Origin of the sequence: Rhodococcus sp. ACPA1 (assembly GCF_002300195.1) — a bacterium.
In the GTDB taxonomy this organism is placed as follows: Bacteria; Actinomycetota; Actinomycetes; order Mycobacteriales; family Mycobacteriaceae; genus Rhodococcus_F; species Rhodococcus_F opacus.
The window spans coordinates 164,599-178,940 of the sequence record NZ_NSDX01000004.1; the positions used below are offsets into that span (position 1 = coordinate 164,599).

The 14,342-nt window shown below is 69.5% G+C and carries 16 protein-coding genes; 11 read left to right on the top strand and 5 right to left on the bottom strand.

Translation table 11 applies throughout. The annotated features are described in order from the left end of the window. Position 1: 1 nt before the first annotated feature. From CJ177_RS18635 to CJ177_RS18650, 4 genes are read left to right on the top strand one after another with little or no spacing between them, the layout of a single operon-like run. A complete protein-coding gene (locus tag CJ177_RS18635; RefSeq protein ID WP_095868329.1) occupies positions 2-808 on the top strand; it encodes an S-methyl-5'-thioadenosine phosphorylase in 807 nt (268 codons plus the stop codon). Continuing rightward, positions 805-1,872, top strand: coding sequence for an NAD(P)-dependent oxidoreductase (locus CJ177_RS18640; protein ID WP_095868330.1), 1,068 nt, complete (start codon positions 805-807; stop codon positions 1,870-1,872). The genes CJ177_RS18635 and CJ177_RS18640 overlap by 4 nt, the downstream gene beginning before the upstream one ends. Further along, complete coding sequence (locus CJ177_RS18645) at positions 1,865-2,539, top strand: glycosyltransferase family 2 protein (protein ID WP_095868331.1); 675 nt, start codon at positions 1,865-1,867, stop codon at positions 2,537-2,539. The genes CJ177_RS18640 and CJ177_RS18645 overlap by 8 nt, the downstream gene beginning before the upstream one ends. Further along, entirely contained in the window at positions 2,536-3,210 is a 675-nt protein-coding gene (locus tag CJ177_RS18650; protein ID WP_095868332.1) for a DUF2064 domain-containing protein, read from the top strand. Before CJ177_RS18645 ends, CJ177_RS18650 begins: the two co-directional genes overlap by 4 nt. Before the next feature lie 9 nt (positions 3,211-3,219). Here the strand turns inward: CJ177_RS18650 and CJ177_RS18655 are convergent, their stop codons facing one another. Continuing rightward, entirely contained in the window at positions 3,220-3,909 is a 690-nt protein-coding gene (locus tag CJ177_RS18655; RefSeq protein WP_257014585.1) for a TetR/AcrR family transcriptional regulator, read from the bottom strand. A gap of 219 nt (positions 3,910-4,128) precedes the next feature. On the opposite strand from CJ177_RS18655, the gene CJ177_RS18660 reads away from it, so the two are divergent. From CJ177_RS18660 to CJ177_RS18675, 4 genes are read left to right on the top strand one after another with little or no spacing between them, the layout of a single operon-like run. Next, complete coding sequence (locus CJ177_RS18660; RefSeq protein ID WP_025431703.1) at positions 4,129-5,034, top strand: metal-dependent hydrolase; 906 nt, start codon at positions 4,129-4,131, stop codon at positions 5,032-5,034. After that, positions 5,031-6,098 carry a PDR/VanB family oxidoreductase gene (locus CJ177_RS18665; RefSeq protein ID WP_095868334.1) on the top strand — a complete coding sequence of 356 codons (1,068 nt, stop codon included), beginning with the start codon at positions 5,031-5,033 and terminating at the stop codon, positions 6,096-6,098. Before CJ177_RS18660 ends, CJ177_RS18665 begins: the two co-directional genes overlap by 4 nt. 27 nt (positions 6,099-6,125) lie before the next feature. Further along, positions 6,126-7,076 (top strand): oxidoreductase, encoded by a 951-nt coding sequence (locus CJ177_RS18670; RefSeq protein ID WP_095868335.1) that lies wholly within the window; start codon positions 6,126-6,128, stop codon positions 7,074-7,076. A 49-nt stretch (positions 7,077-7,125) separates the two neighbouring features. Then, a complete protein-coding gene (locus CJ177_RS18675; protein WP_061699929.1) occupies positions 7,126-8,283 on the top strand; it encodes an alpha/beta fold hydrolase in 1,158 nt (385 codons plus the stop codon). Here the strand turns inward: CJ177_RS18675 and CJ177_RS18680 are convergent. Beyond that, the gene (locus tag CJ177_RS18680; protein WP_095868801.1) at positions 8,252-9,151 is read right to left on the bottom strand and encodes a phosphatase PAP2 family protein; all 900 of its coding nucleotides are present in this window, start codon (positions 9,149-9,151) and stop codon (positions 8,252-8,254) included. The two genes, CJ177_RS18675 and CJ177_RS18680, sit on opposite strands and share 32 nt — an antisense overlap. A gap of 49 nt (positions 9,152-9,200) precedes the next feature. Then, positions 9,201-9,986: a crotonase/enoyl-CoA hydratase family protein gene (locus tag CJ177_RS18685; protein ID WP_095868336.1), complete on the bottom strand. Its 786-nt coding sequence runs from the start codon at positions 9,984-9,986 to the stop codon at positions 9,201-9,203. Between the two features lie 79 nt (positions 9,987-10,065). Between CJ177_RS18685 and CJ177_RS18690 the strand changes: the two genes are divergently transcribed. From CJ177_RS18690 to CJ177_RS18700, 3 genes are read left to right on the top strand one after another with little or no spacing between them, the layout of a single operon-like run. Then, a complete protein-coding gene (locus tag CJ177_RS18690; RefSeq protein ID WP_095868337.1) occupies positions 10,066-10,677 on the top strand; it encodes a TetR/AcrR family transcriptional regulator in 612 nt (203 codons plus the stop codon). Next, positions 10,674-12,311 carry an acyl-CoA dehydrogenase family protein gene (locus tag CJ177_RS18695; RefSeq protein WP_061040842.1) on the top strand — a complete coding sequence of 546 codons (1,638 nt, stop codon included), beginning with the start codon at positions 10,674-10,676 and terminating at the stop codon, positions 12,309-12,311. Before CJ177_RS18690 ends, CJ177_RS18695 begins: the two co-directional genes overlap by 4 nt. Continuing rightward, the gene (locus tag CJ177_RS18700; protein WP_095868338.1) at positions 12,308-13,339 is read left to right on the top strand and encodes a crotonase/enoyl-CoA hydratase family protein; all 1,032 of its coding nucleotides are present in this window, start codon (positions 12,308-12,310) and stop codon (positions 13,337-13,339) included. Before CJ177_RS18695 ends, CJ177_RS18700 begins: the two co-directional genes overlap by 4 nt. Here CJ177_RS18700 and CJ177_RS18705 read toward each other — a convergent pair. Then, a complete protein-coding gene (locus CJ177_RS18705; RefSeq protein WP_095868339.1) occupies positions 13,306-13,995 on the bottom strand; it encodes a cation diffusion facilitator family transporter in 690 nt (229 codons plus the stop codon). The genes CJ177_RS18700 and CJ177_RS18705 overlap by 34 nt on opposite strands. Continuing rightward, entirely contained in the window at positions 13,995-14,324 is a 330-nt protein-coding gene (locus CJ177_RS18710) for a helix-turn-helix transcriptional regulator (protein ID WP_005248604.1), read from the bottom strand. Before CJ177_RS18710 ends, CJ177_RS18705 begins: the two co-directional genes overlap by 1 nt. Positions 14,325-14,342: the final 18 nt, after the last annotated feature.

A 14,342-nucleotide genomic window follows, 5' to 3' on the forward strand; every position in this document is an offset into this window, starting at 1 on the left:
CATGACCGCAATGAGTGCACGCGAACCGGCCCGCGCGGACGTCGCCGTGATCGGCGGGAGCGGCTTCTACTCGTTCTTCGACGAGGACGCCGCGGAAGTCACGATCGACACTCCGTACGGCAGCCCCAGCGCCCCGATCACGGTCGGCGACGTGGAGGGCAGGCGGGTGGCGTTCCTCCCCCGCCACGGCGCCCGGCACGAATTCGCGCCGCACACCATCCCGTACCGCGCGAACCTGTGGGCGCTGCGCACGCTGGGCGTGCGGCAGGTGTTCGCACCCTGCGCCGCCGGCAGCCTCACCCCCGACCTCGGACCGGGCTCGATGGTCGTGCCCGACCAGTTGGTCGATCGCACCAGCGGCCGCACGCAGACCTACTTCGACGGAGGCGGTGTGCACGTCCAGTTCGCCGACCCGTACTGCTCGGACCTGCGCAAGGCCGCCGCCCGGCCGGGCGCAGTGGAGGGCGGTGTGCTGGTGGTGGTCGAGGGACCGCGCTTCTCGACCAGGGCGGAGAGCCTGTGGTTCGCCCGGCAGGGCTGGACCCTCGTCAACATGACGGGCCACCCCGAGGCGGTCCTCGCCCGGGAACTCGAGATGTGCTACGCCACCATCGCTTTGGTCACCGACCTCGATGCGGGGATCGAGGCCGGCGACGGTGTACGCGCCCTGGACGTCTTCGCCGAGTTCCAGCGCAATCTCGGGTCGCTGAAGACGCTGGTGCGGTCCGCGATCGCCGCCGCGCCCGAGGGCCCCTGCGAAGCCTGCCGCGTCCACGAGGGTGTGACGCTGCCGATCGAGCTGCCATGACCGGAACACGCGTACTGCTCACAGGTGCAGCCGGATTCATCGGCAGCCACATCCGCACCGCGCTGACCGGAGCCGGCCACGACGTCGTGGCCGTGGATGCACTGCTCCCGTCCGCGCACGGTGCCGACGTCGAACCGCCGGACGGTGTGCGACGCGCCGACGTCCGCGACCTTCCCGCTCTGATCGAACTGCTGCGGGGTGTGGACGTCGTATGCCATCAGGCCGCCGTCGTCGGTGCCGGTGTGGATGTGAGCGATGCCCCGGCCTACGCCAGCCACAACGACGTCGGCACCGCGACGCTGCTCGCCGCGATGCACGAGTCGGGTTGCGAGAAGCTGATACTCGCGTCGTCGATGGTCGTCTACGGAGAAGGCCGGTACCGCAACGGGCGGGGCGAGTTCGTGGAACCGGCCGCCCGCCGGACCGAGGACCTGGCAGCGGGAATCTTCGACGAGACGGATCCCGATACGGGGAAGCCCCTGGAGTGGGCCCTCGTGGAGGAGAACTCGCCACTGCGGCCGCGGAGTCTCTACGCCGCAGGCAAGGTCGCGCAGGAGAACTATGCGCTCGCCTGGGCGCTGGCCACCGGCGGTTCCGTGACCGCTCTGCGCTATCACAACGTGTACGGCGATCGCATGCCGCGCAACACCCCGTACTCCGGCGTGGCCGCGATGTTCCGTTCAGCCCTCGAGAACGGCGACCCACCGCACGTGTTCGAGGACGGCAGGCAGACGCGGGATTTCGTGCACGTCCACGACGTCGCGGCGGCGAACGTGGCCGCGGTCGAGGCGGCGCTGCCGGGATTCTCGGCGTTCAATGTGTGCTCGGGACAACCGATCACGATCGTCGAGGTGGCCGCGACGCTCGCGCGTTCGTACGGTGGCCCCGATCCCGTCGTCACCGGCGAGTACCGTCCCGGCGACGTGCGGCACATCGTCGCCGACCCCCGGCTGGCCCGGGAGCGGCTGGGGTTCCGGGCGCAGATCATGCCCGCCGAGGGAATCGCGGCGTTCGCGCACGCACCCCTGAGGGACGCGGCGCCGGCGGGACCTCCCCGTGTCTGAGCGCTCACCGATCACGCCGCGGGACGTCACCGTCGTGATCCCGTGCATGAACGAGGCCGGATCCCTGCCCGGAGTGCTGGCGGCGGTGCCCCGCGACTACCGGACGGTGGTGGTGGACAACAACTCCACCGACGACACCGCCGCAGTAGCCGGCGCGCACGGTGCGTCGGTGGTGCGGGAGCACGTCCCGGGATACGGTTCGGCCGTGCACGCCGGGGTGCTGGCGGCGCAGACACCGGTGGTCTGCGTGCTGGACGGCGACGGCTCGATGGACCCGGGTGAACTCCCGCGACTGGTCGCCGCGCTGGACTCGGGAGCCGACCTCGCCGTGGGACGGCGTCGGGCCGATCGACGCGGCACGTGGCCGCTGCACAGCAGGATCGGCAACGCCGTCCTCGCCGCACGACTCCGGCGCCGGTACGGCCTGCCGATCCACGACCTCGGGGCGATGCGAGCCGTGCGCAGACAGGACCTCCTCGACTTGGGCGTCGACGACCGCAGGTCGGGCTATCCGCTGCAGCTCCTCGTGCTCGCCGGCCGCGCCCACTGGCGGGTCGTAGAACGTGACATCACGTACCGCCCGCGCACCGCGGGAACGTCGAAGGTGTCGGGTTCGCTGAAGGGCACCGTCCTCGCCGTCCACGACTTCTGGAAGGTGATCGGGTGATCCTCGACGTCGCAGTACTCGTGGTCGCGAAGGCGCCGGTGCCCGGGTTCGCGAAGACCCGGCTCGCGCGGGACGTCGGCGACGCCCGGGCCGCCGACCTCGCCGCCGCCTCGCTGCTGGACACCCTGGACGCCGTCACGGGTGCCCGCGTCGCGCGGCGGGTGGTCGCGATGACCGGCGACCTCGGCCGGGCGGTCCGGGGCACCGACATCGCGGCAGCGCTCGACCGTTTCACGGTTCTGCCGCAACGGGGTGAGGATTTCGCGGAGCGATTGGTGAACGCCCACGCCGACACGTTCGACGCGTTCGGCCTGCCGGTACTCCAGATCGGCATGGACACACCGCAGGTGACGGCGGGACTGCTCGCGGAATCGGCGGACCTGCTCACCGAGCGGAAGGGCCGATGCGTCCTCGGACTCGCGGAGGACGGCGGGTGGTGGATCCTCGGAGCGCACGACGCGGTCGCGGCGGAGGCGATACGCCCGGTTCCCACGTCGACTCCGGACACCGGACGCCTCACCCGGGAGGCCCTCCTCGCCGCCGGCGCCGAGGTGCTGTCGCTGCCGACGCTCCGCGACGTCGACTACGCGGCCGACGTCGCCCCGGTCGCCGCCCTCTGCCCGGAGTCCAGCCGCTTCCGCCGTGAGTACTTGTCAACCGCGGGCGGTTGACAAGTACTCTCACGGGGCGTTGATGCGGGCAAGTGCGAGGTAGAGCGGTTCGGTGGGATCGAGTTCGATCCCGTTGCGACGGAGGAACGCGTCGAGCACGCCCCACACGAGGGGTGCCACTTGGCCGACGAAGTACTCGGTGTCCGGTTTCCCGGAGTCTGTCGACGACTCGAGCCACAGGTCGGTCGTCGAGACCATGATCCCGACCGCGGCGCGGGCCGTGAACCGGACGTCGGAGACTTCGGCGGACACGGACTCGAAGATCGTCGACGCGACCCCGGCCAGCCGGTCGGTGAGGTCGCGCTCGACGTCGAGGGACAGGGCTGATCCCGCGCCGTCCTGTTTCAGTTCGCCGTCCGCCAGGAAGCGGAAGACGTTCGGGTGCTCGGCGACCACCTCGGCGTAGCCCGTGATGGCGTGGTTCAGCGCCTCGTGCGGAGTGGTGAGCAGGAAGTTGAACTTGGGCGCCACCAGCTTGTAGACGTCGTGGGTGGTGCGGTCGGCGATGGCCTTGTAGAGGTCGGCCTTGTCTGCGAAGTGCCGGTACAGCCGGGGCTTCGTGGCCCCCGCCTCCTTGGCGATGTCGTTCATGCTCGGGCGTGGGCCGTGCGTGTCGATCACCCGATAGGCGGCGTCGATGAACGCCTCGCGGGCGCGTGCCCGCCGGTCCCACGACCGCGGGATGTCTGTTTCTGCCACTTCGCCTGGACTCCGAATACTCGTTGGACCGCATGCCGATACCCAGGGTACGGGACCTCGTTCCGGCAACGACAGTAGTGGTTGACACCGAAGTGCGCCGGTGTGACACTCGACTCCAACAAAACGTAACCGCGGGTAACGCTCATCGTGTCTCGCGGTAACCCGGCCACGCGGCCGAACGGCGTCCCTCGCCCGAAGCCGACTTCGAGGAGATCACTGATGGCACTGCGGAACGGAAAGAAGGTCGACGCGATCGACGTCGACCCCGGTGACGTGACCCTGCAGGCACGCAACGTGAATTTCGACTGGTCCCGGACCCCGCTGCACTGGATTCCCGGCGAACCGATCGCCTCGCACACGCTCAGCGCGATCAACCTGATCCTCCCCGAGGGGGAGCGGTGGTTCTGCGCCACGTTCACCGAGGCGCTGCCTCTGATCAACGACGACCGACTCCGCGCCGACGTCCGAGGGTTCATCGGACAGGAGGCGATGCACGCCGAAACACACAACGTGGTGCTGTACGAGTTCCTGGACGCACACGACGTGGACCCGCGGCCGTTCGTGTTGCAGTCCGAATTCCTCATGAGGAAGGTGCTGGGCCGCAGGGAGATGGGCAGCGCCCGCGCGCAGCGTCAGCAACTCGTCGAACGGCTCGCGTTCATCGGTGCGATCGAGCACATGACGGCGTTCCTGGGCGACTGGATCCTGAACGCGCGCCTCGAGGACTTCGACGCCGACCCGAGCATGACCGACCTGTACCGCTGGCACGGCGCGGAGGAGGTCGAGCACCGCAACGTCGCTCACGACGTCGCCATGTACTTCGGCGTGGGGTACTTCCGCCGCAATCTCGCCATGCTGGTGTCGTATCTCGCGTTTCTGGTGGTGATGACGCGCGGGCTGAAGTTCATCGTGCACGCCGACCCGACCATGCGCGACCGCGGCTACTTCTCCCTGTGGATGGGGCTGTTCGCCGCGATGCGCCGCGGTTCACTGCCCGGCCTGACGAGCCTGTTCCGGGGTGCACTCCGATATCTGCACCCCCGCTACTCGCCGCAGGCCGAGGGCGACACGGCGCAGGCGATCGCCTACCTGGCCAAGTCGCCGGCGGCGCGGGCAGCGGCGTGACCCCGACGTACCCGGCACCGACGTCCGTCCCGGGCGACCTCTGGGGCAAGCGCCGACGCGACCCGTTGCTGCGTGCCGTCGCCGGTGTCACCACCGCGTACATGCGCTCGCTGCGCTTCCTGTACCGCACCGATCTCACCCCGCCGGTCAGCGACGGCTGCCGGCGACTGCTGGTGCGCGAGCGCCGGGTGGTGGCGCACGACGAGAACGTCGTGAGCCTCACGCTCACCGCCCCCGGCGGAGGGGAACTCGACCAGTGGCGCCCGGGTGCGCATCTCGACCTGGAGCTGCCGTCCGGGCTGCGGCGTCAGTACTCGCTGTGCGGCGACCCGGCGGACAGTCGCGCGTACACCATTGCGGTGCGGCGCATTCCCGACGGCGGTGGCGGTTCGCGCGAGGTCCACGACATCCTGCACCCCGGAGCCTCGGTGACGGTCCGCGGCCCGTTCAACGCGTTCCCGCTGGCACTTCCCGGGCACGGATCGACGGCGGACCGACTGCACTTCGTCGCGGGCGGAATCGGGATCACCCCCATTCTTCCGATGGCGCGACTGGCCCATCGGCTCGACCTGGACTGGTCGATGGTCTACACCGGCCGCAACCGGGAGTCGTTGCCGTTCCTCGACCAGCTTGCCGAGTTCGGCGACCGGGTGACCGTGCGCACCGACGACGACGGCGGAATGCCTACCGCGGCCGAACTACTCGACACGGTGAGCGACACCGCAGCCGTGTACTGCTGTGGGCCGATCTCGCTGATCGCGGCGGTCGATGCCGCGTTGCCGCCCGGCACCGAATTCCACTACGAGCGGTTCTCGCCGCCACCGATCGTCGACGGACGGCAGTTCGAGGTCGAACTCGCCCGCACCGGCGAGGTCGTCCGCGTTCCCGCCGACCGAACCGCGCTCGACGCGATCTCCGAAGTGCGCCCCGGACTTGCCTTCTCCTGCCGGCAAGGGTTCTGCGGAACCTGCGCCGTCCGCGTGGAGCACGACAGCCGGACGTCCGGCCAGATGCTGTTGTGCGTCGACCGCACGGATGGCGAACGCGTCGTTCTGGACATCTGACAGCACCTCCGAGGAGACGGTTCCTTCATGACACCACTCGACAACAGGCACTTCAGGTTCGACGACATCCCCGACCAGTGGGGCAGGACCGTCCTCGTCACCGGTGCGAACAACGGACTCGGGCTCCACGCCGCGACGGCGCTCGCCGGTGCGGGCGCGACAGTCCTGCTCGCGTGCCGCAATCTGCACACCGGCGACGCCGCACTCACGCGGGTACGCAAGGCGGGCAGGGATGCCGAGCACCATCTGATTCCGCTGGACCTCACCGACCTGGCGTCGGTCCGGGACGCTGCGCAGCACGCGTGCGAGGTCGCACCGCAGATCGACGTGCTGATCAACAACGCGGGGCTGATGGCCGTTCCCTTCGGCCGCACCACCGACGGTTTCGAACTGCAGATCGGCACCAATCATTTCGGCCATTTCGCGCTGACCGGACAGCTCCTTCCCGCCCTCCTCGCGGCTCCTGCCCCACGCGTCGTCACCCTCGCGAGCATCGCGCACCGTCGTGGCCGGATCGTCCTCGACGACTTGAACTTCGACCGTCGCAAGTACACCCGGATGGGCGCGTACAACCAGTCGAAGCTCGCGAATCTGCTGTTCAGCGGCGAACTGGCCAGACGCAGCGAGGCTGCGGGGCTGCCCCTGCTCTCGGTGGCGACGCATCCGGGGATCGCCGCCACCAATCTCTTCGACTCGATGGTCCCGCCGATCCCGGGCGCTCTTGCCGTGACCCACCTCGGACTGCGGGTGGTCGGCAACGACGAGAAGGACGGCGCGCTCGGACAGCTGTACGCGGCGACCATGCCCGACGTCCGCACCGACGACTATCTGGGCCCGAACGAACTGTTCGGGGTCCGGGGACCGGTGGCGCGCTCGCCGCGCACCGGCGGGGCGCGGAACACGAAACTCGCGGCGGCCCTGTGGGAGAAGTCCGTCGAGCTGACCGGGGTGGAGTACACCCAGCTCGTTCGCGCGTAGCAGGGCCCCTCTGCCTCCGCGCGTACCATCGGAGTGGATGTCGGAGAGAATGACACGCCATCCGTCCACCGTGGCCGACTGGAGCGACGATCGCCGCAAGGCGCGTCTGCACGCGACACGGCTCGGTCACCAGTGGCAGAAATTCGGTCGCACCCGGCGCTTCCTCGCCGCGGTCGCGCTCGGGACCGTCCCCCTGCTCCTGGCCGGCGGCCAGTACTGGGTTCACGACGTGCAACCCGAACGGGAGCGACTCGCACTGACCCAGCCACAGATCCACGAGGTGTACGACGCGCAGTCGCCCGCCGACCACGACACCGCGGTCGTCGACCTGGTCGGGCTGGGCAACAAGGATGCCACCGACACGGCCCGCACCCTGTCCTCGTACGACCGCATCGGGCGGGTATGGGCAGTCCAGTACGACAACGGCGGTATCGACACCAAGGTGATCAGCGAACTGATCGCCACCCGCGCGGCCGACGAGGGCATCGACAACATCGTCCTGTCCGGGCACAGCATGGGCGGCGTCGTCGCGTTGGAGGTCGCGCAGCACATCTACGAGGACACGGACGCCAACCTCATCGGAGTGGTGCTCGACTGCACCCCGGTGGACCTGCACGCCGTCCGGGCCGGGAGCCGGGACAGCGGCGAGGACATGCTGCGGTGGATCGGCTGGCTCCCCGGCGCGCGGGAGAGCCGGACGATGCGCCTGCTGGTGGAGACCGCGGCCCGGCAGAGCAGGTTCCTCGACACGAAGTCGGACTGGTACCCGCACGTCGACGTCGACGAATTCCGCGACGTCCTCGACGAGGTCCTCACCGAGAAGGTCCTGTCGGAGGACGTGGCGAGCAACGGGCTGATCGAATCGCAGTTCAAGACCATCGTCGCGTCCGGTGCGATCGACAACCTGAAGTCGCTGGCGGTGGAGACGGACGACAAGCCGCGGCCCGGGATCGTCTTCGTGCGTCCCCGCGCGGGGTGGAAGGACCCGGTGGTCGACGTCGACTACACGCAGAAGATCCTCGTCGAACAGTCCGGCGGGACCGACGGCGCGCTGCTGGTGGCGAAGCTCGACGGGACCGGCCACGCGAATCCGAACCAGCAACCGGTCGCGTACAACGAGGCGATCGTAGGCCGCATCGTGCCCTTCCTCCAGCCCATGTTCGACGAGGTGGCGGTCACCAGCGACGCCGCGGGCGGCCGGCGGTGACGACCCGGCCGGGCCACTCCGACGTGCGGGACTCCCACGCCCGTGCCAGCAGGATCGCCAGGCCCAGGTACGCCCATCCCGCCAGCACGTCCACCACGTAGTGCTCACCGCCGTAGACCAATACGAACGCCATGGCGAGCGGGTAGGCGACCAGCAGCGTTCGCGACCACAGGTTCTTCGCGAACGGCCAGAGCGCGACGGCCACGAGCAGGGCGAACGCCGCGTGCAGGGACGGCAGCGCGGCGACGGGGTTGCTCTGCGCCTCCAGCCACCGCGTGCTGACATCCGTGGGGACCACACCGAATCCGAAACCGGCGACGCGGCCCACGCTGCCGGAGATCACGTCCCCCTCGGCGGCCAGCCACGGCGGAACGGACGGAAGGAGGATGTAGGTGACGAGGCCGAGATACGACAGCAACAGCACCCGCCGCATGTACCCCGACCACAGGTCGCGCGAGTATACGTAGAAGACGGCCGCGACCACCCACGGAACGATGAAGTGGCTGGTGTAGACGATTCCCGTGAGCAGAGTCCACCACGGCAGCTCACCGGTCGGGGGTAGGAGGGTTTCCTGCAACCAGACCGTGGGGATCGCGCCGCCGAAGAGCCAGCTCTCCACGGTCACCAGTTCCTCAGCCCGCACCGGCATCCCGAGTTCGTGGGCGACGCCCCGGCTGAGGTCGTACACGACGAGAGCGGCGATGAGCGGCAACCAGTCCCGCACCACGCGCAGATGGTCCTGCCACGGCCGATCGATCGTGAAGGCGACGAGGCCGGCGACGATCCACGTCGCCTGGTAGATGCGGTCGGTGGGGAGCCCCAGCGTGTAGATCGTGGCGGCCAGCGCGAGCAGGTACGCACACCACACCACCCACCGGAGGTGCTGCCGCCCGTGAGTACTTATCAACCGCCCGCCGTTAATAAGTACTCACGGGCGCAGCATCCCCATGCCTGCCTGCCCCGGCGGCGAATCGGGCGGCACCCTCGACCGTTCCGTTCGCCAGCGACGTTGCGCCGTGGCGGAATTCGTTGAGCATCGCCTGTTCCTCGGTGAGCCCGTCCTGCTCGAGCAGCGACAACCGGTCCTGCCGCAGGCACACCTGGGGCAGGGCGGCGATCTCGGCGGCCATCTGCCGGGCCGCGGCGAGTGCCTCCCCCGCCGCGACCTTCCGGTTGATCAGGCCGATGCTCAGGGCTTCGTCGGCGTCGACGGGCCTCCCTGTGAGGACGAGGTCCATCGCGCGACTCTCCCCGATGAGCCTCGGCAGGCGGACGGTTCCGCCGTCGATGAGCGGCACGCCCCAGCGGCGGCAGAACACTCCGAGGACGGCGTCGGCACCGGCGACCCGCAGGTCGGCCCACAGCGCCAATTCGAGCCCACCGGCCACCGCGTGCCCGTCGATCGCGGCGATCACCGGTTTGGACAACCGCATCCGGGAGATGCCCATCGGTGCGTCACCGTCGGGCGCCACCCGGTTCCCTGTCCCGGAACTGATCGCCTTGAGATCCGCTCCCGCACAGAATGTTCCGCCCTCGCCGTGGAGCACCGCGACGGACGCGTCCTCGTCCGCGTCGAATGCGCGGAAGGCGTCGGCGAGCGCGTCGGCGGTGGGCCGGTCGACGGCGTTGCGGACTTCGGGCCGGTTCAGGCTGATCGTCGTGACCGGGCCGTCCTTGCGAACGAGTACCACGTCGGAAGTCATCGAGTGCGCCTTTCCTCGCTGGTGCAGCCGACGCTAGCACTCTTGACGGAAGAACGGAACGGGTGTTCACTCCTTGAATATGGCCTACCGGCGCACCCCCGCCGTCCAGGAACGCCTGGACGCACTCCGCACCACCCTCATCGATTCCGCGATCGGGCTGATCGCCCGCCACGGATACGCCGGGTGCTCGATCTCCGCGGTCGCGACCGAGGCGGGCGTCGGCACCGGCACCGTCTACCGGCACTTCTCGAACAAGGGCGAACTGTTCGCGGAAGTCTTCCGCATCGTCTGCAGTCGCGAAGTGAGCGCCGCCGTCGAATCCGGCAACGCCGCCCGGGGCGCCGAGGGTCGCTGCGTCGCCGCGGTATCCGCCTCCGTCGGCACGTTCGCCGAACGCGCGCTACGCGCACCCACCCTGGCGTACGCGCTGCTCGTCGAGCCCGTCGACCCGCAGGTCGACACCGAACGCCTCCTGTTCCGCGAGTCGTTCCGCGACGCGCTCGCGGTCGCGATCGCCGCCGCCGTCGAGGCCGGGGAGATCCCGGAACAGGACGCGTCGGTGACCGCCGCCTGCATCGTCGGCGCCATCGGCGAAGCGCTGATCCTGCCCCTGGCCCGCGGTGCCGCCGACGGCGCGATCATCCCCGCCCTGCTCACCTTCACCCTCCGATCCCTCGGGAGTCCGACATGAGTGCCACACACGAAGTCTTCAACCAGGTGCCGCCGCTGGTCAATTTCGACGCGGCCGATTACGCACCGATCCTCGAAGCGCTGCAACGCGAGGGCGCCCACGACGCGCTCGAGGAACTGCACGACGTCGGCCGCCTCGCCGGCAGCGAGGAGGCGCAGCGCTGGGGCGATCTCGCCGAGGCGCACCCTCCCGTCCTGCGCACCCACGACCGCTACGGCAACCGCATCGACGAGGTGGAGTACGACCCCGCGTACCACCAGTTGATGACCACCGCCGTCGAGATGGGCCTGCACGGCGCACCATGGGCCGACCCCAACCCACGCGCCCACCTGGTCCGGGCCGCGAAGATGGCGGTGTGGGGCCAGGTCGACGCCGGTCACGGCTGCCCGATCTCCATGACGTACGCCGTCGTCCCCGCCCTGCGCCACAACCGTGAGCTGGCGGAACAGTACGAACCGTTGCTCACCGCCCGGGTCTACGATCCGGCGCTGCACCCTCCGCTGACCAAGGCCGGCCTGATCGCCGGAATGTCGATGACGGAGAAGCAGGGCGGCTCCGACGTCCGCGCGGGCACCACCCGCGCGGTGCCGCAGTCCGACGGCAGCTACGTCCTGACCGGGCACAAATGGTTCACGTCGGCGCCGATGTCCGACGTGTTCCTCGTGCTGGCCCAGGCCCCGGGCGGACTGTCGTGTTTCTTCCTGCCCCGGGTGTTGCCGGACGGCACCCGCAACCGGATGCACCTGCAGCGACTCAAGGACAAACTCGGCAACCATTCCAACGCCAGCAGCGAGGTCGAGTACGACGAGGCCGTGGCGTGGCTGGTCGGCGAGGAAGGCCGCGGCGTTCGGACGATCATCGAGATGGTCAACATGACCCGCCTCGACTGCACCATCGGCACGGCCACCGGCATGCGTGTCGGCACCGCGCAGGCCGCGCATCACGCCGTGCACCGCAGCGCATTCGGCGCCCACCTGGTGGATCAGCCGCTGATGCGGAACGTGCTCGCCGACCTCGCCGTCGAGTCGGAGGCGGCCACGACCGTCGCCCTGTGGCTGGCCGCGCTCACCGACCGCGCGACCGCGGGCGACGAGCACGCGAACACCCTGCGGCGCATCTCGCTGGCGGTCAGCAAGTACTTCGTCTGCAAACGCGGTCCGATCCACGCCGCCGAGGCCCTGGAATGCCTGGGCGGCAACGGGTACGTGGAGGAATCACGGATGCCGCGGCTGTACCGGGAGGCTCCCCTGCTGTCGGTGTGGGAAGGTTCCGGCAACGTCGCCGCCCTGGACACCCTGCGCGCGATGGCGAAACAGCCGGAGACGCTTCAGGTCTTCTTCGACGAACTCGATTCCGCTGCCGGAGCCGACGCGCGACTCGACGCCGCCGTCGCGGATCTGAAGGCGAGTTTCGGCGACGTCAGCTCACTCGAGCACCGGGCGCGGCGGGTCGTCGGCGACATGGCGCTCGCCCTGCAGGGTTCGCTACTGATCCGCCACGGGCACCCGGCGGTGGCCGACGCGTTCTGCGTCAGCCGGTTGTCCGGCGACTGGGGCACCGTGTTCGGGACGCTGCCGACCGGCGTCGACACCGCCGCCATCATCGACCGCGCCACTCCCAAGGTGGGGTCGTGACCGGCCACGACGACCACGCCGGCACCCGTCCGGCGGCCTGGCGCGACGGCTGGGACGAGGGCGACGACTCCCTGTTCGCGGGTCGTGAACCGGATCGGGCGGACCACCCGGCGCAGTATCGGACCCTCACCTACGAGGTGACCGGACGCATCGCCCGGATCACGTTCAACCGTCCCGACCACGGCAACGCGATCACCGCCGACACTCCCGTGGAGCTCGCCGCCACTGTGGAACGCGCCGACCTCGATCCCCGCGTCCACGTGATCCTGCTGTCGGGGCGCGGCAAGGGATTCTGCGGCGGGTACGACCTGGGCATCTTCGCCGAGCACGGCGGCCACACCGACGAAGGGCCGGACCGCACGACGGGCACCGTGCTCGATCCGATCGTTCAGGCGCGCAACCACAATCCGTTCGGAAACTGGGATCCGATGGCCGACTACGCTATGATGAGCCGGTTCAACCGCGGCTTCGCGAGCCTGCTCCACGCGAACAAACCGACTGTCGCGAAGATCCACGGATTCTGTGTGGCCGGCGGCACCGACATCGCGCTGTACTGCGACCAGATCGTCGCCGCGGACGACACGAAGATCGGCTATCCCCCGACCCGGGTGTGGGGTGTGCCTGCCGCGGGCATGTGGGCGCACCGCCTCGGCGACCTGCGGGCGAAGCGACTCCTCCTCACCGGCGACTGCATCACGGGACGGCAGGCGGCCGAGTGGGGTCTCGCGGTGGAGTCGGCGCCCGCGGAGGAACTCGACCGGCGCACCGAGGACCTCGTCGAGCGGATCGCGAAGATGCCCGTCAATCAGCTGATGATGGTCAAGCTCGCACTGAACAGCGCGCTGCTGGCGCAGGGCGTCGCGAATTCGACGATGGTGGGCACCGTACTCGACGGCATGTCCCGGCACACCCGCGAGGGGTATGCGTTCCAATTACGCTCGGCCACCGTCGGATTCCGTGAGGCCGTCCGCGAACGCGACCAACCGTTCGGTGATCACAAGTCGCAGCAGTCGCAGCCGGGATCCTGATCCGCCGCGCGAGTACCGACCGGCGCGGGGCAGCAGGTGTCGCCCTTCCACGCGTCGACGCCTTCCTTCACCGCGATGACCGCGATCACCAGGGCGGCGATCGGATCGGCCCACGACCAGCCGAGGGTGCTGTTGAGCAGCAACCCGACCAGCAGCACCGCGGACAGGTACGTGCACAACAGGGTCTGCTTGGAATCGGCGACCGCCGACAGGGAGCCGAGTTCACGACCGGCCCGCCGCTGCGCCCACGACAGGACCGGCATCACGGCCAGACTCGCTGCGGCCAGCGCGATTCCGACCGTCGAGTGCTGCGCCTCACCGACCCCCAGCAGTGACCGCACCGCGTCGACGCTCACGTACGCGGCGAGCCCGAAGAACGAGAACGCGATGACGCGCAGCGCGACCTTCTCCCGCGACTCGGGATCGCGTCCCGCGAACTGCCACGCGACCGCGGCCGCCGACGACACCTCGATCACCGAATCCAGGCCGAACCCGATCAACGCCGTCGACGAGACCCGCGCACCCTCGGTGAGTGCCACGATCGCTTCGATCACGTTGTAGGTGATCGTCGCGGCCACGAAGAACCTGATCCGGCGGGACAGGACCTGCCTGCGTTCGCCGGTCGGCCTGGTGGGCATGCCGAGTTCGGACGCCATCAGCAGCAGCCTTCTGTCTCCGCGTCCGGGCAGCAGGACGGATCGACCGCGAGCACCAGGCCGAGCAGGTCGTCGAGGGCACGTGCGATGCGCGGGTCGGCGAGTTCGTATCGACTCCGCCTGCCCTCCGGCACCGCGACGACCAGACCGCAGCCACGCAGGCACGACAGATGATTCGACAGGATCTGCCGGGACACCCCGATCTTCTCGGCCAACTCCGACGGATACCCGGGCCCGGACCGCAGGCTCAGCAGAATCTGCGTGCGGGTGGTGTCCGACAGCGCGTACCCGAAACGCGCGAGGGCGTCCCGGTGGACCAGTGTCTCCATGAGCCTGACTGTACATCG

Coding starts and splice junctions, on each gene's coding strand:
- CJ177_RS18660 (WP_025431703.1), top strand. CDS start 4,129: ATGGCACTGCGGAACGGAAAGAAGGTCGACGCGATCGACGTCGACCCC.
- CJ177_RS18670 (WP_095868335.1), top strand. CDS start 6,126: ATGACACCACTCGACAACAGGCACTTCAGGTTCGACGACATCCCCGAC.
- CJ177_RS18710 (WP_005248604.1), bottom strand. CDS start 14,324: ATGGAGACACTGGTCCACCGGGACGCCCTCGCGCGTTTCGGGTACGCG.
- CJ177_RS18640 (WP_095868330.1), top strand. CDS start 805: ATGACCGGAACACGCGTACTGCTCACAGGTGCAGCCGGATTCATCGGC.
- CJ177_RS18635 (WP_095868329.1), top strand. CDS start 2: ATGACCGCAATGAGTGCACGCGAACCGGCCCGCGCGGACGTCGCCGTG.
- CJ177_RS18695 (WP_061040842.1), top strand. CDS start 10,674: ATGAGTGCCACACACGAAGTCTTCAACCAGGTGCCGCCGCTGGTCAAT.
- CJ177_RS18690 (WP_095868337.1), top strand. CDS start 10,066: ATGGCCTACCGGCGCACCCCCGCCGTCCAGGAACGCCTGGACGCACTC.
- CJ177_RS18705 (WP_095868339.1), bottom strand. CDS start 13,995: ATGGCGTCCGAACTCGGCATGCCCACCAGGCCGACCGGCGAACGCAGG.
- CJ177_RS18675 (WP_061699929.1), top strand. CDS start 7,126: ATGACACGCCATCCGTCCACCGTGGCCGACTGGAGCGACGATCGCCGC.
- CJ177_RS18685 (WP_095868336.1), bottom strand. CDS start 9,986: ATGACTTCCGACGTGGTACTCGTTCGCAAGGACGGCCCGGTCACGACG.